The organism is Okibacterium sp. HSC-33S16, from assembly GCF_024171565.1.
Classification (GTDB): Bacteria; Actinomycetota; Actinomycetes; order Actinomycetales; family Microbacteriaceae; genus Mycetocola_A.
Genome location: NZ_JALJZZ010000005.1, coordinates 28911 through 49555 on the forward strand (window position 1 = coordinate 28911; position 20645 = coordinate 49555).

The window sequence follows — 20645 nt, forward strand, 5'->3', positions numbered from 1 at the left end:
CGTCCTCATCGGACGAGCGCGCCGGCTGGTCGATGTTAGATGGGGGAGCCGCCTGACACCACAAGCGTGGAGCCGCTCGTGTAGCTCGCGTCGGTGCTGGCGAGGTACACGTATGCTCCGGCGATCTCGGCGGGCTGGCCGGGGCGTCCGTATGGCGAGTCCTTGCCGAACTCGGTGACACTCTCGGCGTCGGAGGAGTCGGGCTGCAGGTTGGTCCAGAATGGCCCCGGAGCGACCGAGTTCACCCGAATGCCGCGCGGCGCGAGCTGCTGGGCGAGCGCCTTCGTGAAGGTGACGATCGCGCCCTTGGTGGCCGCATAGTCGAGCTTGTCCGGGGAAGGTTGGTTCGCCTGGACGCTGCTCGTGGTGATGATGCTGCCACCGGCGGGGATGTGCTCGAGCGCCGCTTTGGTGAGCCAGTACATCGAGTAGACGTTCGTGCGGAAGGTCAGGTCGAGCTGGTCGGTCTCAAGGTCGAGGATGTCGTCGACGTTGTTCTGGTACCCGGCCACCATGACCAGGGTGTCAAGCCCGCCGAGCGTCTCGACGGCGTCGGCGATGGCCTTCACGCACTCGGACTCGTCGGAGATGTCGACCTTGAGCATCCCGCCCGTGACGCCGCAGTCCTCGATGACCGCGAGCGCCTCTTTCGCGCCCTCCTCATCACTGTGAAACGTGAAGACGACGTCGGCACCCTCGCGGGCGAAGGCGATCGCGGTGGCACGTCCAAGCCCGGAGTTACCGCCCGTGATGAACGCGCGCCGGCCCGCGAGTCGCCCGTTGCCCTGGTAGGACTGTTCGCCGTGGTCCGGCGGTGGCGACATGACGGGCTCGTCACCCGAGTCGTCAACGTCAAAGGGCGGACGGGGATACTGGTCGAGTGGGTTGGGAAGGTTCATGGTTCCCAGTCCACACGCCGGAGTACATCCCGTCCAGCCCTTGCGCGATCAGCGCTTCTTGGTCGCCTTTCCGACGGCACGCTCGACATCGGCCAGCAAATCGTCAATGCTCTCGAGCCCGACCGAGAGTCGAACAACGTTCGCGGGGACGGCGAGTTCCGTTCCCGCAACGGAGGCGTGGGTCATCGCTGCCGGGTAGTTGACGAGCGACTCGACACCGCCGAGCGACTCAGCGAGCTGGAAAACACGGGTCTTCTCCGCGAATCGCCTCGCCACTTTTTCGCCGCCCACGAAGGCGACCGACAGCATCCCACCGAATCCTGACATCTGCGATGCGGCAAGTGCGTGGCCCGGGTGTGACTCCAGCCCGGGGTAGTACACGGTCTCGACGGCCGGGTGCTGGGCCAGGAACTCGGCAATGGCCTGGGCACTCTCGCCGTGCCGGTGCATGCGCACCTCGAGCGTCTTGATCCCGCGACTGGTGAGGAACGCGTCCATCGGCGAGGAGACGGCGCCGGCCGCGAACTGCATGAATCGCACCTTTTCGTGCATCTCGTCGTCGTTCATGACGAGGGCTCCACCGATGACGTCGGAGTGGCCGCCGATGTACTTGGTGGTCGAGTGCACGACGACGTCGGCTCCGAGGGTCAGCGGCTGCTGAAGCGCGGGCGACGCGAAGGTGTTGTCGACGACCACGGTGAGCCCGGCAGCGTGTCCGATTTCGGCGAGCTCGGCCACGTCGGTGATCTTCATGAGCGGGTTCGACGGCGTCTCCACCCAGAGCACCTTCGTGTCTGCGGTGATGGCGGTCTGCACGGTGCGCAGATTCGACATGTCGACGACGGTGTGGGTCACTCCCCATGCGCCGAAGATTTTGTTGATGAGGCGATAGGTTCCGCCGTACGCGTCGTTGCCCAGGATGATGTGGTCGCCCGGCTTGAGGATTCCGCGCAGCAGCGCGTCTTCGGCGGCGAGCCCCGAGGCGAACGAGATGCCGTACTTTCCGCCCTCGAGTGCAGCAAGCTGCTCTTCAAGCCCGTTGCGCGTGGGGTTGCCCCCTCGGCCGTATTCGTAGCCGTTGCGCAGTCCACCGATCTCGGTCTGCACGAAGGTCGATGACTGGTAGATCGGCGGAATGACGGCACCCGTCGTGGGGTCGAAGTCCTGCCCGGCGTGAATGGCCCGGGTGCCGAAGCCCTGCTTCTTCTTGTCGCTCATGTTCGCTCTTCTCTACTCAGTCACGAAGGTCAGGAGATCCTGACGGGTAATAACGGCCTGCGGCTTGCCATCCTCAATCACCAATAGGGCGTCGGATGCCGTCAGCGCGGTTCGCGCCGCCTCGATCGATTCGCCTGCACCGATCATCGGAATCGGCGCTTCGATGACGGTGGAAACGGCATCCGTCACCGTGGCCGAACCGGAGAGAATGCTTTCGAGCAGCGACGCCTGTGACACCGACCCGACGACTTCGCCGAGCATGACCGGAGGCTGTGCAGAGAGCACGGGAACCCGCGAGAGGCCGGTGCTCGAGAGCAGAGCGGCGACGTCGCTCACTGTGTCGGTCGGGCGGGCATGCACGAGCGACGACGCCGAGACGTCTTTCGATCGAACCAGGTCGCCGACCGTGCGCTCGTCGGAGGCCGAGCCGAGGAAGCCGTGCGAACGCATCCAGCCGTCGTTGAAGATCTTCGCGAGGTAGCCGCGGCCACCGTCGGGAAGCACGACCACAACGACAGCGTCGGCCGGAAGCGAGCGCGCCGCTTTGAGCGCGGCGACAACGGCCATGCCGCTTGAGCCGCCGACGAGGAGCCCCTCTTCCAACGCGAGGCGACGGGTCATGGCAAACGACTCAGCGTCGTTGACCGCGATGACCTCGTCGACGACGCCCGGGTCGTATGCCCCTGGCCACATGTCTTCGCCGACACCCTCAACGAGGTACGGGCGACCGGTGCCGCCGGAGTAGACCGATCCCTCGGGATCTGCGCCGATGATTCGGACCCCACCGTTCGACACCTCGCGGAGGAAGCGCCCCGTGCCCGTGATGGTTCCACCGGTGCCGACGCCCATGACGACGTGGGAGACGGTGCCGTCGGTGTCGTTCCAGATCTCGGGACCTGTCGTCTCGTAGTGGCTGAGCGGACCGTTCTGGTTGAAGTACTGGTTCGGCTTGAAGGCACCGGGAATCTCGGCCGCGAGGCGGTCAGACACGCTGTAGTACGACTCCGGCGACTCCGGTGTCACCGAGGTCGGTGTGACAACGACCTGCGCGCCGTAGGCGGTGAGCACGTTGCGCTTCTCCTCGCCGACCTTGTCCGGCACAACGAAGATGCACTTGTATCCGCGCTGCTGGGCGACGAGCGCGAGCCCGACACCGGTATTGCCGCTCGTTGGTTCGACAATCGTTCCACCCGGCTTCAGATCTCCGGATGCCTCGGCAGCATCAATAATGCGTGTTGCGATGCGGTCTTTGATCGAGCCGCCCGGGTTGAAATACTCCACCTTCGCGAGCACGGTGGCCGCGATGCCTTCCGTCACACTGTTGAGCTTGATGAGTGGGGTGTTTCCGACCAGGTCGACAATGGTTTCTGCGTACTTCACGTGTTCGTCCGTTCGGCGTGTGCGTTGCTGGCCTCGGTCCGGGTCGGATCGGCCGCTCGACGGTTTCTGGCCGTCCCTTCGAGCCTAGCCGCTCGATTCCTTTCGTTACAGGCGTGATCGAGGTGGCAACAGGCATCCACTTCACATCATCTTGTGAGGATGCGAGCCATACACTGAAGGAACAGCCCGGGCTCATTCAGATGCATGCAGGCTGCCCCCACGCGAACTCCAACGAGAGGCCCCTGTTGACCCCCCGAGACGACTCCCCCGCAGCCGCCGCGAGCACGAGCGGTAACCCGGCGAAGCAGAAGACCATCAAAGAGCAGCGCGCCGCACAGCGCAACGCCAAGGTCGAGGCGTTCAAGAAGGAGCAGGCTCGCAAGCGGCGCAACAAGCGCATCGGCATCATCTCGGCCATCGTCGGCGGAGTCGCCATCGTCGCCCTGCTCATCACGAGCATCGTGCTAACCATGCCGAAGAACGCGACCTACTCCGAGGGGGGTTCTGGCGCCAAGATCGAGGGCGTCGAGACCTTCACGAACACGAACAACCACGTCGAAACGGCCGTCGACTACCCGCAGACCCCGCCCGCTGGTGGCGACCACAACCCGGCCTGGCTGAACTGTGGCATCTACACCGAGCCGCAGCAGAACGAGAACGCCGTTCACTCGCTCGAGCACGGCGCGATCTGGGTGACGTACGACCCGTCGATCTCCGACGATGAACTCGACACGCTCAAGTCCAAGCTGCCCTCCACCTACGTGATCCTCTCGCCGTTCGAAGACCTGCCCTCCCCCATCGTTCTTTCCGGCTGGGATGCGCAGCTGCAGGTTGACAAGGCATCCGATGAGCGCATCGCCGAATTCTTCGAGGAGTATTGGAAGAGCGAGAGTGTTCCCGAGCCCGGTGCCCTCTGCACCGGCGCGGTAGACGGCCCGGGCAAGGCGTAAGTATGACGGCGGCCGGTTCTCCGAATTTCGAGACGGATGCCTCGGCGTCCGACGCGACGTCGGCCGCCGGTCACCGGCGCCGGTCGCCTCTCGCACTGCTGCTCGTCGCCGTCGTAGCGATCGTGGCCGTCGGCGTGATTGCGTTCTCGGTCGGGCGGCTGTCGACCCTCGGAGATCCGACCCCCACGAGCGACAGCGCTGAAGCCGGGTTCGCCCGTGACATGCAGACGCACCACAATCAGGGCGTCGAGCTGTCGTTCATCGTCCGGGACCTCACCGACGACGACGCCGTGCGGCTCCTCGCCTACGACATCGCTACCACGCAGAGCGCCCAGTCAGGAATGATGCAGGGCTGGCTCAACGTGTGGAAGCTGCCCGCGCATGGCACTGACCCCGAGATGACCTGGATGATGCAGCCGACGCTCAAGGGCGACGGTCACAATCACGGTTCGGGCGAGAGTGCACACAAACCGGGTGAGCCCATGCCGGGACTCGCGACACCCGAGCAGATCACCGAGCTGAAGGGCCTCAGCGGCGTTGCGGCTGAGCGCATGTTCCTCGAGCTCATGATCGCGCACCACCAGGGTGCGATTGAGATGGGCGAGGCGGTGCTCGACCGGAGCACGAACTCGACCGTTCGTACCTTTGCGAACGGCGTTGTGAAGAGTCAGCAGTCGGAGATCGACCTGATGAACTCGATGCTCGAGGAGCGCCCCGCGCCGTAGGGTCCCGGCACCGCTGCCGCAGTCCGCGTCCCCCGATCGAGTGCTCGCGCTCCGACGCCCGGGCGCGTTAGCCTCGGCTCACGGAGATAGCGGACCTGCCGCGACCCGGGAGGGCTTCATGGCGGCGAGATCTCGATCCGTGGCCGTCGGCGTTGTCGTTGCGACCGCTTCTCTGCTCCTCAGTGGCTGCGGACTGATGCAACAGCTCGAGGCGTCGAAGCCGACACCGACGCCCACACCAACCACCCTGACGCCAACGACTGAGCGGCGATCGACGGTTCCGCCAACGCAGGTCGATCCGGGCACGGTGGTTGCCACGGGGCAGCTGATGGGAGATCCACTCATCTCGGGCGATGTCGAAGTGCGCGCGGGGCGAGGCGGCGGCTTCGTTCTGGCGCTGCTCGGCTTCTCCTCCGCTCGGAGTGAAGACGTCGAACTACGTATCACGCCCAATCTGGTCGAACCGGGCACCCCGTGCACAAGCTCGATCATGAACATGTCCTACGGCAACCTGCCCCACCAGCCCGAACAGACGTTCACCCTCCCGGCAGATTTCACGTCGGGCGACCCGAGCTTCCTTGACACCGTCCTGATCAGCCACCATGACTTCGAGGCGTTCACCGAGGGGTGCTTCGTGTCCGTCTTGTCGAGCGCGGTTCTCCACTGGACGTTGCCGGACATGCGGCCGGGACTTGTCGTCGCTGATTCGGGAAAAACCGGAGGCGCAAATGGAGAGGTGACTGTCATTGACGGCGCACCGGTTGATTACTCGGTTGCCCCGAACGACATCGCGTCGGAGGTCGCAGCACGATTCGGCATGACGATCGATGACCTCTTCTACCTCAACCCCACGCGCATCACCTTCGTCGAATATCCGCTTCTCGAAATCGGCGAAGTGCTCAATATCAGTAAGGCGCACCGGTAACACGAACTCAATCGACGAGCGGGCGACTCCCGAGCTGCTCCTCAAACATCCGCGCATAAATGCCGTCGCGGGCCAACAGTTCGGCGTGGGTGCCCTTCTCGGCAACTCGGCCTGCTTCGATCACGAAGATCACGTCGGCCTTGACGATCGTCGAGAGCCGGTGCGCGATCGCGATCGTCGTACGTCCAGCGGATGCTGCCTCCAACGCACGCTGGACGACTCGCTCGGAGATCGTATCGAGGGCACTTGTAGCCTCATCCAACACCAACACGGCGGGGTCTTTCAGCATCACCCGCGCAATCGCGATTCGCTGCTTCTCACCGCCGGAGAGGCGATAGCCGCGCTCACCCACCACCGTGTTGTACCCGTCCTCGAATGAGGCGATCGTGTCATGGATATTTGCGGCACGCGCCGCTGTTTCGAGTTCGAGGTCCGTGGCATCCGGTTTCGCATATCGAAGATTTTCGGCAATCGTCGCGTGGAAGAGATAGGTCTCCTGGCTCACGATGCCGATGTTGGAGACAAGCGATTCGGCGTCGAGGTCACGCACGTCGGTGCCAGCGAAGAGCACGCGACCCCCCGTCGCGTCATAGAACCGGGGGACGAGGTAGGAGACGGTGGTCTTGCCGGCACCGCTGGGGCCCACAAAGGCGGCAAACTCACCGGGCAGGATGCTGAAGGAGACGTTGTCGAGCGTGGGGCGTGAATCGGGGGTGGCATCGGGGTACCGGAAAGTGACGCCCTCGAACTCGACGCTGCCGAGACGAGGGTTGTCGCGAGCGACCGGAACGGCCCCGGGCCGATTCGAGATCGACGGGGTCAGGTCGAGGTACTCGAAGATGCGAGCAAACAGTGCACCCGAGGTCTGCAGGTCGAGTCCCACGCGCATCAGCGCCATCAGGGGGAAGAGCAGGCGCGACTGCACGGTGGTGAATGCGACGATCGCTCCAGCTGTGATGTCGGTAGCCCCGCCGGTCACAAGGAAACCGGCGACGAGGTACACGATGGCGGGGATGGATGACAGGAAGATGTTGACCATTGCGAAGAACCACTGACCGCTCATGGTCTGCTTCACCTGCAGGTCGACCTGTTCTTCGTTGGCGCCGCTGTATCGCTGAATCTCGGCAGGCTGCTGGTTGAAGCTCTTTGACAGCAGGACGCCCGAGACGCTGAGCGTCTCCTGCGTGATAGCCGTCATGTCGGACAGCGACTCCTGTGTCTTTGTGGCGATGCGCGCGCGTACCTGTCCTACCCGACGCTGTGCAATGACGAGGATCGGCATGAGAATCAGCGCCACAATCGTCAGCTGCCAGTTGATGAGCAGCATGGCGACAAACGCGGCAAGCACGGTCACCGTGTTACCGAGCACACTGGAAATCGTATTGCTCAGAGCGCCGGCCACACCGCCGACGTCGTTCTGAAGGCGCGACTGGATGACGCCGGTCTTGGTGCGGGTGAAGAAGCTGAGTTCCATCGCCTGGAGTTTGCGGAAGAGACCAACCCGCAGTTCACCCATGACCGTGTTTCCGACGGTGGCGGTCAACCAGGTCTGCCACACTCCCAGACCGGTGGCGACCACGAAGATTCCGATCATGACCACGACAATGCGTGTCAATGCGGGCAGGTTAGGTCCGCCGCCATCGCGCGGGAAGAGCCCAACGTCAAAAGCCTGTTCCACGAGTAGCGGTGGTATGACGCTCAGCGCTGCCCCGATGAGCACGAGGATTACGGTGAGAGCGATTTTTGACTTGTGCGGCTGGAAGAGCGCCACTACACGGCGGAAGAGATTGGGAATTTTCGGCGCAGCCGCGTTAACCGCCCGCTGCGCCTCCTCGTCTCCGCCGCCTCGGCGTCCGCCGCCTGGACCGCCTCCGCGACCGCCTCCGTGCATACTCATGGATTCACCCTAAGCCCGGCATCTGTCGGCAAATGCCGGGCCCAGGATGATGAGAGAATGCGCGTGGTGTTCCTATCCCTTCGTGGCACCGGCCAGGAGGCCCCGCACGAAGTACCGCTGCAGGCTGAAGAACACGATGAGCGGAACGATGAGCGAGACGAACGCCGCGGCGGTGAGCCGTTGCCAGTCTTGCCCTCGAGTACCGGTCAGCTCAGCCAACCGTTGTGTCAATGGTGCGACGTCTTGAGTGCCGCCGGAGAAGATCAACGCCACAAGTAGGTCGTTCCACACCCACAAGAACTGGAAGATCGCCACCGACGCAATCGCTGGGAGAGCCAGCGGGAGCACGATTCGGAAGAAGATCTGGCCCGGGCTTGCGCCATCAACGCGAGCCGCTTCGATGACCTCGCCCGGAATCTCAGAGATGAAGTTGTGCAGCAGGAAGATGATCAGCGGAAGACCGAACATCGTGTGAGCGATCCAGACGGGGAGATAGTTCTGCTCGGGGATCATCGGAATAACGTCGTGCAAGGTGTTCTGCAGCGGGCGAAGGAACGTCGTAAACATCTGCAGGACGGGCAAAAGAGCCATCTGGAGGGGCACGATCTGGAGCGCGAAGATCAGGATGAAGAGCCAGTTGGAGCCTTTGAACTTCATCCACGCGAACGCGTACGCGGCCATCGCACCGAGGATCAACGGGAAAACCGTCCCAGGGATGGCGATCGCCAACGAGTTCACAAAGTAGGAGCCGAGTTGCGGCGATGACTGTGAACTCGAGAGCAGGACTTCCTGATAATTGTCGAGCGTGAATCCCGGGTTCTGGAAAATCGTCCACCAACCGGTCGACTGAATCAGCTCGGCCGGCCGGAATGACGAAATGAAGAGACCGAACGTCGGAATCGTCCAGATGACCGCAATGATCAACGCTGCGAACGTCGCTCCTCGCGATGTCAGCCGACGTTTGACCCGCCTCGACTTGGTGCCGACTTCAATGTCGCCACCCTTGGAGAGCTGGTCGCCGGTTTGGGTATCCGTGGTGGTGGGAACAATCGGTGTGGTGCTCATCGGATTTCCCTCTGCTTCTGCATGAGCCGGATGTTGTAGATGACAATCGGCAGAACGAGAACAAACAAGACAAGGGCGAGTGCGGAACCGCGACCTGGTTCGGCGGCACGGAATGCCTGTGTGTACATCTCATTGGCGATCACGCTGGTGTCGAAGTTACCCGCTGTCATGGTGCGCACAATGTCGAACACCTTGAGGGTTGCGATGGAGATTGTGGTGATCACGACGACAAGAGATCCGCGAATTCCGGGAAGCGTGACGTTGGTGAAGCGTTCCCACGCGTTCGTGCCGTCAATTTCGGCTGCCTCCAGTTGCTCCGTTGGCACAGCCTTGATCGCAGCCGACAGCACAACCATGGCAAAACCGGTTTGAATCCAGATCATGACGACAATCAGCAGGAAAGTGTTGATTGGAGATGACTGAAGCCACTGGACCGGCTCGCCCCCGAACCATACGACAATTTGGTTCAACAGGCCGATCTGCTCGCTCCCAGCCTGGCGATAGTCATAAACGAACTTCCAGATGATGCCAGCGCCAACCATCGAAATTGCCATCGGCATGAAGACCAAGGCTTTGTAGATCTTTTCGCCCTTGGACTTGTCAATGAAGACTGCATACGCGAGGCCAACCGCAGTCGAAATCGTTGGAACGAGCAACACCCAGATGACCGTGTTAAGGAGAGTGTTGAGGATAGCGGGCTGGGTGAACATCCAGATGAAATTGTCCAGCCCGTTGAAGTCACCCTTGTTGTTTGTAAACGCAAGAAGGCTTGTGCGAACCGCCGGGTAGATCAGGCCGAGAAACACGAGAATGAACGCCGGTGCGAGGAAGACGAGGAGCTGAATCCAGTCTTTTCCGCGCTTGGGCGCCTTATCGAGGAAGAAGAAGAGCAGGCCGACGATGGCCGCGAAGATCGCAAGGCCACCCACCACCTGAATGATTTTGCCGATGAGGTCAGCGGTCGTCATTGAACTACGCCTTTCGGGGATGGGAGATCAAGGGCGGAGCCGCCTACGGCGACCCCGCCCTTGAGAGGATGTCAGCTAGCTCTTCGGCCAGCTGGATTCGATGGCATCCACCGTCTTCTGGGTGTCGTCTCCTGAGACCCAGGCGACGATTCCCTTGAAGAAGGAGTCAGCTCCGACGGCGGCGGGCATCAGGTCCGAACCGTCGAAACGGAAGACCGTGTCTTCACCCTGAAGAATCTCGATGCTGTCCTTGAGGACGTCACTTGACGCGTTCTCGGGGTCGAGGCCCTTGTTTGCGCTGATGACACCGCCGAGCTTGACCCGGTTGTTCGCCCAGGTGTCGCTCGAAAGGTACGCACGAACGGCGTCGATCTCTTCGCCCTCGGTGAAGGCGACGGGGAACTCGCCGCCACCCGTGACTGCCGTCTCGCCGCCAGCTTCAACCGACGGCATGAGGAAAGCGTAGATGTCACCGTCCGGTGCAACCTCGGTTCCTTCCGGCCAGAATCCTTCGTAGAAGGAAGCCTGGTGGTGGAGCGAGCACGTTCCGTCAAGAATCGGAAGACCTGCGTCGCCGAACTCAGTCGAAATCACGCTGGAGACGTCACCGAGTCCACCGTTCACCATGTCCGGGCTCTTCAAAATCTCGCCGGCCGCGTCAAACGCTTCCACAATCTGCGGGTCGTTGAACGGAATCTCGTGAGTCACCCACTGGTCGTACACGTCCGGACCAGCCTGGCGGAGGACGAAGTCTTCGATCCAGTCTGTTCCCGGCCATCCGGTCGCGTCACCGGAGCCGAGCCCCGCGCACCACGGCTTGTGGTCGCCATCCGCCGCGATCTTCTCGCTCAGCGTCATCAGCTCGTCGATGGTCGTGGGCACTTCATAGCCCTTGTCCTTGAACTCCGCCGGCGAGTACCAAACGTAGCCCTTCACGCTCGCCATCAGAGGAGCTGAATAGAACGTCCCGTCGTAGGTTCCGTACTGCTTCCAGTCCTCGCCCCAGAACTCGTCAGTGTTGGCTTCAACCGCTTCGGGAGCAGGCTTAAGCCAGCCGCCCTCGGCTAGTCGCGCCAGAAGTCCCGGCTGGGGAACGATGCCGATGTCAGGCGCGTTGCCCGCCTCCGCAAGCACGGCGATCTGAGCCTCAAACTCCTTCGAACCCTGGTACTTGACCTCGATTCCCGTGCACGTCTGGAAGTCTTTCCACGACTCGATCAGACGGTCCGCTTCGACGTCCTGGATTGTGCCAGCAATGTTGACTTCCGGGTTGTCGTCGAAAGTACCGTACGCCTCGTAGTCAGAACAATCGGTGTTTTCTTTGTCGCCAGCGGCGACGTCACCGGTACAGCCGGTGAGTGCCAGGCCAATAATGCCTGCCGCTGCCAGCGGCACGAGCACTCGGCGATGGGTCTTGAAGCTCATCTGTGTCTCCTCATTGAGTGTGTTCGCGAGGCGAGATGATCGCCTCAGCACTGCAGGTGCAAACCGGCGCCCGATCGGGAACCGGTTCCATGCACAAGCTACGGCACCCCGAGAAGTTACACAAGCACGAGGAGATAACGAAATCTCGCGCCTGACCGCGCTCTCACGCGGCATATCGCGGGAATCAAGTGACGTGCGAGCAGGAGCGGATGGCGGTGAATGTGAGACCGGTTCCATCCGTTTCTTGGATCCGCTACTGTGTGACGGACTGCATCCACCAACGAGGGTGGTCCCCGAAAGTTCGGGGCAACGGGAGGCTCCATGTCCAGCGCGATCGCCGACGTCGCCGCGCGCGCTGGTGTTTCCAAAGCAACCGCATCACGCGCACTGTCGGGTAACGGCTACGTCGCGGAGGCCACACGTCTTCGCGTTATCGCCGCCGCAGAAGAGATCGGCTACGTCGCATCCCCCAACGCAGCAAGCCTGGTCACCGGTCAAACGAAGAACATCGGTGTCGTGATGCCGTTCATCAATCGCTGGTTCTTCGGCGAGGTACTCGAGGGAATCGAACAGACCCTGCTCGACCGCGGTTACGACATGACCCTCTACAACCTGCATCCCGGTACAACCGACCGCCAGAGGGTGTTTGAATTCTTTCTGGCCCGCAAGCGCTTTGACGGTGTCGTCCTCATCGGGGTGGAACCGTCGCCCACCGAAGTCGAACGACTCGTGCGCCTCGGTGTGCCGCTCGTCGGAATCGGCGGGCCGGTCGTCGGCATTCCCTCGTACGCCATGGACGATCGCGCCGCCGCCCGACGTGCGACCGAGCACCTGATCGGGCTCGGCCACCGTCGCATCACTCACATCGCGGGCGACGGCAGCGAAGCCCTCGAGGAATCGGTGCCGGCCAAACGGTATGCGGGCTATCTCGACGCCATGGCGGCTGCTGGACTTGAGCGGAGTTGCCGGGCCGAGATGACGGCGATGAGCCTTCCCGGCGGGTATGACGCTGGAACGCATGTGCTCAGCGATGCGACCGATCGCCCCACAGCAATCTTCGCGGCGTGTGATGAAATCGCCATCGGCACCATCATCGCGGCCCGACGATTGGGCCTGCGGGTGCCCGGTGATGTGTCAGTCATTGGCATCGACGGTCACGAGTATGCGGAAATGTTCTCACTCACCACGATTGAGCAACGGCCGAGGGATCAGGGTCGGAAGGCGGTCACTTCACTATTGGACCAGATCGCCGGTGGGGAGGTGCTGCCCGCCGTCGTCGATGTGCCTGCCCGCCTCGTCGTTCGAGCCAGTACCTCAACAGAGAACGCAGATGCCGGCACTCCGCTCGGTGTCGCCACCGGGTAGAGCGCCGGCATCTGCCGACCGTCGCGGATTATGCGTCTCCGACGGAGATCGCCTCGGCTTCCTCAACGTCCGACTCGATGGGACCGTTGACCCGAGCGAGCGCTTTACGGCCGAACACGACGATGAGCAACGCGATGAGTGCTGATGCGGCCGCGGCATAATACGCAGCAGCGGGAGCAATCAGCGATGCGATCTCAGTGGCGGCGATTGGTGCGACCGCGCCGCCCAAGAACCGAACGGCCGAGTACGCCGACGATGCAACGGACCGCGGTAAGTCGGTCGCCTCCATCACGCACTCGGTCAGGACAGTGTTCATGACCCCGAGAACGAGACCACCCGCGATAATCATGCAAATGAGTCCCGGGGTGGAATCAATGAGCAACGCCGCTCCGACGTGCACGAGGGCGAGCGCCACCAAGGCAATCGTGAGAACGCGCGTGCGTGGCATCCATGCTGTCAAAATCGGCGCAACAAAGACGCTCGTCACCGCCAGGCCGATTCCCCAGCCAAAGAAGACCAAGCCCAGCTGCATGGCCTCAAGGCCGAGCGGGAACGGCGAGTAGGCGAGCAACACGAAGAACGCGATGTTGTAGAAGAGCGCCGCCGCCGCGAGCACCCCGAGTGAGGGGATGCGGAGCGCCTTGAATGGAGCAGATAAGGCCACCGGGGCGGGTGTGCCGAGGTCTTCGCGCATCAGAACGACGATGGCAATGAACCCGATCGCCATGAGCGCGGCGGTTCCGAAGAACGGTCCGCGCCAGCTGATGTGGCCGAGCAGCCCGCCGAGCAACGGACCGATTGCGATGCCGAGTCCAAGAGCGGCCTCGTAGAGAATGATCGCCGATGCGCTGCCACCCGCCGCGGAGCCGACAATGGTGGCCAGCGCCGTTGAGATGAAGAGTGCGTTACCGAGCCCCCAGCCCGCGCGGAAACCGATGACCGACTCGACGTTGCCGCTCAGCCCGGCGGCAGCAGCGAACACAACGATGAGCACCAGGCCGATCAGCAGCGTGCGCTTTGCACCGATGCGGCTCGAGAGCCAGCTCGTGAAGAACATCGCGACGCCCGTGACCACAAGGTAACTCGTGAAGAGCATCTCGGCCTCGGTGGGCGTCGCGTTTAGGTCGGCCGCGATCGACGGCAGGATCGGATCGACCAGCCCGATTCCCATAAACGCGATAACGCTCGCGAACGCAACGGCCCAGACCGCCTTAGGCTGCGTGAAGATCTGGCGGAAGCCGCCGTGTGCCTGCCCGCTCACTTCGCGGCTCCCGCGGAGGGCGCCGACGAACGAAGGTCAGCCCGGTCGCGGAGGATGTCGACCGCACGGCGCAGGGTGTCCTGCTCGTCGTCGGTGAGCCCGTCGAAGAACGGCACGAGCGCGGTGCCGAGCGTTTCACGCCATTCGGCCAGGGCCGCCTCGCCGCGTGGCATCGAAGCGATGAGCGAGGCGCGAGCGTCGTCGCTGTCGGCAATGCGCTTGATCCAGTTGAGTTCGTCAAGGCCACGAACGATCTTCGTCATCGTCGGTTGCGTGACGCGGCTTTGCCTCGCCAGCTCGCCCAGTCGCATCGGTCCGTGCGCCTGCAGTACGGAGAGGGTTCGCCACGTCGCGGGCGACTCGGTCCGGTTCGTCTCGTGCGCGGCCAGCCGGGTCAAGCGGTGTGCTGTGGTGATCAGGTCACCCAGCAAAGAATGCAGAGGAGCGGATGCCACGGCATCCGGAGCCTGAATATCTAACGTTTCAGTCATAGCTCCATAATACATAGCCAAGCTATGTATTATCTGGATGTGGTCCCCACCTCACCGGTTAACGGCGACAGGCGCCGCTCCCTTACGGGAACGACGCCTGTCGCGTAACAGACTGTCGAAATCGACAGCGCGCGTTACATCAAGCAAGAGCCCACGAGGGGCGCAAATTACTTGAGGGTAACGGTTGCGCCAGCCTCTTCGAGAGCGGCCTTTGCCTTCTCGGCGGTCTCCTTGTTTGCACCCTCGAGGACGTTGCCCGGAGCGCCATCGACGACAGCCTTGGCCTCGCCGAGACCCAGCGAGGTGAGCTCGCGAACGGCCTTGATGACCTGGATCTTCTTGTCGCCGACCGACTCGAGAACGACGTCGAAGGAGTCCTTCTCTTCGACCTCTTCTGCAGCGGCACCGGCAGCAGCCGGTCCAGCAACAGCAACGGGTGCAGCCGCGGTGACCTCGAAGGTCTCCTCGAATGCCTTGACGAACTCGCTGAGCTCGATGAGCGTGAGGCCCTTGAACTGCTCAAGCAGCTCTTCAGTTGACAGCTTTGCCATGATTTTCTCCCTTAGATTTCTTTGGTCTACTCACCGCTGTCCCAGGTCTGAACCTAGGAAGCGGACTCCTGCTTCTCACGCAGCGCGTCGACCGTGCGAACGGCCTTCGACAGCGGTGCGTTGAACAGATATGCGGCTCCGAACAGCGAGGCCTTGAAGGCGCCGGCAAGCTTGCCGAGCAGAACTTCGCGGGACTCGAGGTCGGCGAGCTTGCCTACCTCTGCGGCGGTCAGAGGGTTACCGTCAAAGTAACCGCCCTTGATCACCAGGAGAGGGTTTGCCTTGGAAAAGTCGCGCAGGCTCTTTGCAACGGTGACAGGGTCTCCGTGCACGAATGCGATTGCCGACGGACCAACGAGCTCTTCGTCAAACGACGAAATGCCTGCGTTGTTCGCGGCGATCTTGGTCAGCGTGTTCTTCACCACGGCGTAGGTTGCGTCCGCACTGATGTTCTTGCGCAGCGTCTTGAGCTGAGCAACAGTGAGGCCGCGGTACTCGGTCAGCAGAACGGCGGTCGAGCTCTGGAATTTCTCCGTGAGTTCGGCAACCGAGGCTTCCTTGTTCGCCATAGCCACTCCTTGATTAGTCTTCCTCACATCGCGGCAGCGATGCGAGCCAAAGGGGGCAGTTGGTTTTCGGCAAAAAAAGAGCTCCGGCGCAAGCGCACGGAGCAGTTCTGAGAGAATCTCGGAGTTGTTTCGTTCACCTGCGCGGGTCGTCTCAGCTGAGAACCTTCGATCGGATGTGTGCTTACGCACGCACGCCGAAAACCTGCGGTCTTTGGTTTTGTCCTAGCTTATGGCATCCGTCATGCATCGCCAAATCGGCGACGAACAGCTCAGGCCAGTGGACTGAGGGTCAGTTCCCTGAGCAGTGCTGCCGGGTCGTCGTAGATCGCGATCGCGCCCGCTGCCAACAGCTCGGCCGAGGAGAATCCGCCGCAGAGCACGCCGACCGTGCGGACGCCGGCGCGGGACGCGGCGATGCAGTCCCACACGGAGTCACCGACGAAGATGGCGTCTTGCGCAGACACCCCGGCCTTGTCGAGCGCCACCTGGACGACCGACGGGTCGGGCTTCGCGGTTTCGACGTCATCGGAGTTGGTGGTCGCGTGGATGGCATCGTCGACGTCGAGAGTCGCCGTGAGCATGTCGAGTTCGTCTTCGGGCGCCGACGTTGCGAGCACAATGGTGCGGTCGCGCTTGTGCAGTTCGGTGAGCAGCTCACGGGCGCCGTCGAGGGGCTTCAGCCGGTCCGCCAACTGCTTATAGTACTGCGAGTGCAGCTCCTTGCCGCGGTCGCCGAGCTCGTCGGCCTTCTCCCCCAGCAGTGCATCGAGAAGCCGGGCGGAGTCCTGGCCGATCGCCCGGTGGATGCGCCACGCTGGCACATCGACGCCCAGGTCGGCGAAGGCGTGGGCCCATGCTTCAACGTGCAGGTAGTTGGAGTCGACGAGGGTGCCGTCGACGTCAAACAGGATGGCGGTGGGCGATGAGGCTGGCGCTGCGTCTGTCATGGTTCTCCTCCGGTTGGCAGCCACTGTAGCCCGGTGCTCGCAACGGCGTCAGGGCATTGCGCTCGGGGCAGTGTGCCCGGTATCGGCGGGTGCGGCTGTTACCCCAATAGCCGGATTCGCGCGGGCGAGGGGCAGGGTGAGTGTGAACACGGTGCGCCCGGGAGCCGACTCCACCGCAACGGTGCCCGCGTGCGCGTCGATGACTCCGGCGACAATGGCGAGCCCCAGGCCCGTGCCGCCTGACGCGCGTTGCCTGGACACGTCGCCGCGCACGAATCGCTCGAACACCGAGCCGATGACGGCGGGGTCGATTCCGGGGCCGTCGTCGGTCACCCTGATGCGCGCGGTCGTGTCGTTCGCATCGAGTGCTGCGGTGACCCGGGTGCCGGCCGGCGTGTGCACGCGGGCGTTGCCGAGCAGGTTCGCCACGGTCTGGAAGAGGCGTTGCGCGTCACCGGTCACCACGACCTGGTCAGCGGGCAGCTCAAGGTGCCAGTCGTGATCGGGCGCTGCTGCTCGAGCGTCGCTCGCCGCCGCCGACACGAGCGCGCCGAGCTCAACCGGGTCCTGGGCGAGTTCGCGCCCTTCGTCCAGCCGGGCGAGCAGCAGGAGGTCCTCGACGATGGCCGTCATCCGAACCGCCTCCGACTCGATGCGCCCGAGCGCGTATGTGGCGTCCTCGGGCAGCTCCTCGCCGGAGCGCCGGGTCAGCTCGGCGTAGCCGCGGATCGAGGCGAGCGGAGTGCGCAACTCGTGGCTCGCGTCGGAGACAAAGGTGCGCACCTTGTTCTCCGACGCCTGCCGGGCGGAGAGTGCAGCGCCAATGTGGCCGAGCATGCGGTTGATCGACGCGCCGACGCGCCCAACCTCCGTGTTCGGGTCGGCGTCGTCGTCGGGCACCCGAACGGCGAGCGCCACCTCACCCCGGTCGAGCGGCAACTCCGACACGTCGGACGCTGTCTGCGCGACGCGGTCGAGCGGCCGGAGCGCGAGCCGGACGATGAGGTACGAGGCCCCGCCGGCGAGCAGGAGAACCCCGAGGGCGATTCCGCTGATCACCGCGATGAGCTGGCCGAGGGTGAACTCGAGGTCGGCGAGTGGCACCCCGACGATCATCGCGCCGTCACCGACTTTGGCGGCCATCACCCGGTACGACCCGAGCTGCCCGCCGAGATCGATCGACTCGGGGGCCCCGCCGAGGCTCACCGAGAGCAGGGCGGCCACCTGGCGCGTGGTCAGCGGCCGCAGCTCGCCAGCCTCGTCGAGGTACCCGGCGTAGCGCACCGCTCCCCCACTGATAATCGCGCCCAGGGTCCCGGCCGCCTGCCCGGGCACACCGACGAACTCGGGCACCGGCGGCTGCGCGTTCCGCGGAAAAGACCCGCCGTAGCCCGGACCCTCATCCGCCGCGCCCGACGAACGTGTTGTGGCTGCAGTCAGTTGGGCGTCCACCCGCCCGAGCAGCACCGATCGAACGCTCACCACGCTGGCGAAACCGATCACGACCGCGGCGAGCGCCAGCAACGTCACGACAGCGACGACGAGTCGCTTGCGCAACGTCCACCGTGACATCCGCTTCACACCATCGCCTCAGCCGACTTCAGGAGATAACCGGCCCCGCGCACGGTGTGGATCATCGGCGCACGGCCCGCATCAATCTTCTTGCGCAGGTAGGAGATGTAAATCTCGACCACACTGGCCTTGCCCTCAAAGTCGTAGCTCCAGACCCGGTCAAGAATCTGCGCCTTCGACAGCACCCGACGCGGGTTGCGCATGAGGTAGCGCAGCAGTTCATATTCGGTTGCGGTGAGCTCGATGGGCGTCCCGCCTCGACTCACCTCGTGACTGTCTTCATTGAGCGTGAGGTCGCCGATCGTTAGAAACGGAGAATCGGATGCTCCGGTGAGCGTCGAACGCCGAATCAACGCACGCAGGCGCGCAACCACCTCCTCGAGGCTGAACGGCTTGGTGACGTAGTCGTCTCCACCGGCGGTGAGGCCGGCAATGCGGTCATCGAGCGCGTCCTTCGCGGTGAGGAAGAGCACGGGTACGTCATCACCATCGGCTCGCAGCCTGGACAGCACCGTCATCCCGTCGATGTCGGGAAGCATGATGTCGAGCACGATCGCGTCCGGGCGAAACTCACGAGCGACCTCAAGCGCCTGCCGCCCGGTGTCCGCCGTCCGGATCTCCCAGCCCTCGTACTTGAGCGCCATCTTCAACAGGTCGGTCAGGCTCCGCTCGTCGTCGACAACGAGTACACGAATGGCGTTGCCATCCGCTCGTTTCAGGGGGACGGATGCCGCGGGGCTGGACGAAGAAACAAAAGCGCTCACGGTTCCAGTATCCGCGCCCGGCTATGAAGAGCCTATGAATCTCCTTGGTACCGCCTGCGGGAATGCGTACATAGGTAACTGCCAGCCTCGCCATAGCCCCGGCAAATATGCCATCCATACCGTTGCAGCTGCTGCGGCCACCCGGCCGCCACCCGTGGTCATGCAAAGGACACCATGTTCGGAACCTATCTTCGGCGCGAGTTAGTCGGTCGCCGCAAACAGACAGTCATCATCGCGATCGGCATGGCACTCGCCATCGCCCTCGTCATTCTGGTGCAATCCTTCTCGGCTGGGGTGAAGAACGCCCAAGCCTCTGTGCTCGAATCGGTCTACGGCGTCGGAACCGACATCACCGTGAGCCAGACACCAGAGGCCCCGAGCGGTGAGCCCGGCGGCGGTGGGGGTGCCGGCCGGTTCGACTTTGGAGCCGACGACGGAACGACCACCGACGACGGATCAACCGCGGTAAGCCAGTCACGGTTGGCCGCAGAACGCGGCACCGAAACGTTCGACGCGGCAGCTCTCGATTCGGTTCTGACCGTCAACAACGTGGCCGCAGCATCCGCTACCCTCGCCCTTACCAACACCACCTTCGACGGCGAACTGCCCGACTTCTCCGAGGTGCGATCAGGAGGCGCACCGGGCGACGGCGCAGCGCCGGCGAGTGGCGGAGCGGATGGCGCCGGGGGCAGCTCATTCGACGTCAACTCGTTCACCGTGCTTGGGCTCGACCCGTCTGGCGACAGTGTCGGCCCACTGTCGAGCGTCACCCTCGCCGATGGACGCGGCCTCGACGCAGACGACGCGGAGAGCACCGTCGCGATTCTCGACTCCTCCTATGCCACGTCGGCCGAGCTCGCCGTCGGTGACACCCTCAACATCGGCGGCACCGACTTTGAGGTCGTCGGCACGGTCACGTCGACGTCTGCCGACGCCACGACTGCGTCGAACGTATATATCCCGCTCGGAGTGGCCCAGTCGGTAGCCGGACTCGAGGGCATGGTCTCCACCATCTCGGTGCAGGCTGCGTCGTCGACCGCCATCGCGCAGGTGAAGTCGGACATCGAAGCCGCCCTGCCGGATGCAACGGTTTCCAGCCAGGAGGACCTCGCATCCAGCGTCTCGGGTTCCCTCGCCAGCGCCTCGACGCTGATCTCCCAGCTCGGCACCTGGCTCAGCCTCGCCGTCCTCGTGGCCGCGTTCGCGTTGGCCATTCTCTTCACCATCTCGGGTGTGACCCGCCGCACCCGTGAATTCGGCACGCTCAAGGCCATCGGCTGGTCGAACCGACGCATCATCGGCCAGGTCGCTGGCGAATCGACAGTGCAGGCACTGATCGGTGGCGTCATCGGTGTGGTCGTCGGCCTGGGCGCGATCCTCATCATTAATGCGGCCGGCATCACGCTCGGTGCATCGGCGACAAGCTCGACCGGCCCCGGTGGCGTTGGCAGTCCCGGTGGAGCAGGCCCTGGCGGAGGGTTCGGTGGTGCAGCCGCAGCCGTCGCTCAGACCACCGACGTCGTGCTGAACGCCCCGATCACCGCAACGGTCATCGCCATCGCGGCCGGCATCGCCCTAATCGGAGGGCTTCTCGCCGGCGCATTCGGCGGCTGGCGTGCGGCTCGACTCCGCCCGGCCGAAGCACTCCGCTCCGTCTCTTAATCACCCACTTC

19 protein-coding genes are annotated in these 20645 nt (G+C 63.6%); 5 read left to right on the forward strand and 14 right to left on the reverse strand.

Annotation, left to right across the window (positions count from 1 at the left end; genetic code table 11):
- Positions 1–35: 35 nt before the first annotated feature.
- From L1277_RS11820 to L1277_RS11830, 3 genes are read right to left on the reverse strand one after another with little or no spacing between them, the layout of a single operon-like run.
- The gene (locus L1277_RS11820; protein ID WP_253376607.1) at positions 36–899 is read right to left on the reverse strand and encodes an SDR family oxidoreductase; all 864 of its coding nucleotides are present in this window, start codon (positions 897–899) and stop codon (positions 36–38) included.
- 48 nt (positions 900–947) lie between these two features.
- Positions 948–2117 (reverse strand): cystathionine gamma-synthase, encoded by a 1170-nt coding sequence (locus L1277_RS11825; protein WP_253376609.1) that lies wholly within the window; start codon positions 2115–2117, stop codon positions 948–950.
- 12 nt (positions 2118–2129) lie between these two features.
- Entirely contained in the window at positions 2130–3497 is a 1368-nt protein-coding gene (locus L1277_RS11830) for a cystathionine beta-synthase (protein WP_253376611.1), read from the reverse strand.
- Between the two features lie 245 nt (positions 3498–3742).
- On the opposite strand from L1277_RS11830, the gene L1277_RS11835 reads away from it, so the two are divergent.
- The 3 genes from L1277_RS11835 (at position 3743) to L1277_RS11845 (ending at position 6097) form a co-directional block, all read left to right on the forward strand.
- Entirely contained in the window at positions 3743–4447 is a 705-nt protein-coding gene (locus tag L1277_RS11835; protein WP_253376613.1) for a DUF3105 domain-containing protein, read from the forward strand.
- 2 nt (positions 4448–4449) lie between these two features.
- A complete protein-coding gene (locus L1277_RS11840; protein WP_253376615.1) occupies positions 4450–5172 on the forward strand; it encodes a DUF305 domain-containing protein in 723 nt (240 codons plus the stop codon).
- 118 nt (positions 5173–5290) lie between these two features.
- Positions 5291–6097, forward strand: a complete 807-nt coding sequence (locus L1277_RS11845) for a hypothetical protein (protein WP_253376617.1) — start codon at positions 5291–5293, stop codon at positions 6095–6097.
- Between the two features lie 7 nt (positions 6098–6104).
- Here the strand turns inward: L1277_RS11845 and L1277_RS11850 are convergent, their stop codons facing one another.
- From L1277_RS11850 to L1277_RS11865, 4 genes are all read right to left on the reverse strand, one after another.
- Positions 6105–7994 (reverse strand): ABC transporter ATP-binding protein, encoded by a 1890-nt coding sequence (locus L1277_RS11850; RefSeq protein WP_374110230.1) that lies wholly within the window; start codon positions 7992–7994, stop codon positions 6105–6107.
- A 72-nt stretch (positions 7995–8066) separates the two neighbouring features.
- Positions 8067–9059 (reverse strand): carbohydrate ABC transporter permease, encoded by a 993-nt coding sequence (locus L1277_RS11855; RefSeq protein ID WP_253376619.1) that lies wholly within the window; start codon positions 9057–9059, stop codon positions 8067–8069.
- Positions 9056–10027 carry a carbohydrate ABC transporter permease gene (locus tag L1277_RS11860; RefSeq protein ID WP_253376622.1) on the reverse strand — a complete coding sequence of 324 codons (972 nt, stop codon included), beginning with the start codon at positions 10025–10027 and terminating at the stop codon, positions 9056–9058. The genes L1277_RS11855 and L1277_RS11860 overlap by 4 nt, the downstream gene beginning before the upstream one ends.
- 75 nt (positions 10028–10102) lie before the next feature.
- On the reverse strand, positions 10103–11452 hold the full coding sequence (locus L1277_RS11865) for an ABC transporter substrate-binding protein (protein WP_253376624.1): 1350 nt from the start codon (positions 11450–11452) through the stop codon (positions 10103–10105).
- 321 nt (positions 11453–11773) lie between these two features.
- On the opposite strand from L1277_RS11865, the gene L1277_RS11870 reads away from it, so the two are divergent.
- Entirely contained in the window at positions 11774–12817 is a 1044-nt protein-coding gene (locus L1277_RS11870; RefSeq protein ID WP_253376625.1) for a LacI family DNA-binding transcriptional regulator, read from the forward strand.
- 28 nt (positions 12818–12845) lie between these two features.
- Here L1277_RS11870 and L1277_RS11875 read toward each other — a convergent pair whose 3' ends face one another.
- From L1277_RS11875 to L1277_RS11905, 7 genes are all read right to left on the reverse strand, one after another.
- On the reverse strand, positions 12846–14078 hold the full coding sequence (locus tag L1277_RS11875; RefSeq protein WP_253376627.1) for an MFS transporter: 1233 nt from the start codon (positions 14076–14078) through the stop codon (positions 12846–12848).
- A complete protein-coding gene (locus L1277_RS11880; RefSeq protein ID WP_253376629.1) occupies positions 14075–14569 on the reverse strand; it encodes a MarR family winged helix-turn-helix transcriptional regulator in 495 nt (164 codons plus the stop codon). The genes L1277_RS11875 and L1277_RS11880 overlap by 4 nt, the downstream gene beginning before the upstream one ends.
- A 167-nt stretch (positions 14570–14736) precedes the next feature.
- Complete coding sequence (gene rplL, locus L1277_RS11885; RefSeq protein WP_253376631.1) at positions 14737–15120, reverse strand: 50S ribosomal protein L7/L12; 384 nt, start codon at positions 15118–15120, stop codon at positions 14737–14739.
- Positions 15121–15173: 53 nt separating this feature from the next.
- Entirely contained in the window at positions 15174–15689 is a 516-nt protein-coding gene (gene rplJ / locus L1277_RS11890; protein ID WP_121660462.1) for a 50S ribosomal protein L10, read from the reverse strand.
- Between the two features lie 269 nt (positions 15690–15958).
- Positions 15959–16636, reverse strand: coding sequence for an HAD family hydrolase (locus L1277_RS11895; RefSeq protein ID WP_253376634.1), 678 nt, complete (start codon positions 16634–16636; stop codon positions 15959–15961).
- A 48-nt stretch (positions 16637–16684) separates the two neighbouring features.
- Entirely contained in the window at positions 16685–18208 is a 1524-nt protein-coding gene (locus L1277_RS11900) for a cell wall metabolism sensor histidine kinase WalK (protein WP_253376636.1), read from the reverse strand.
- Between the two features lie 5 nt (positions 18209–18213).
- A complete protein-coding gene (locus L1277_RS11905) occupies positions 18214–18972 on the reverse strand; it encodes a response regulator transcription factor (RefSeq protein WP_308215099.1) in 759 nt (252 codons plus the stop codon).
- 174 nt (positions 18973–19146) lie between these two features.
- Between L1277_RS11905 and L1277_RS11910 the strand changes: the two genes are divergently transcribed.
- The gene (locus L1277_RS11910; protein ID WP_253376637.1) at positions 19147–20634 is read left to right on the forward strand and encodes an ABC transporter permease; all 1488 of its coding nucleotides are present in this window, start codon (positions 19147–19149) and stop codon (positions 20632–20634) included.
- Positions 20635–20645: the final 11 nt, after the last annotated feature.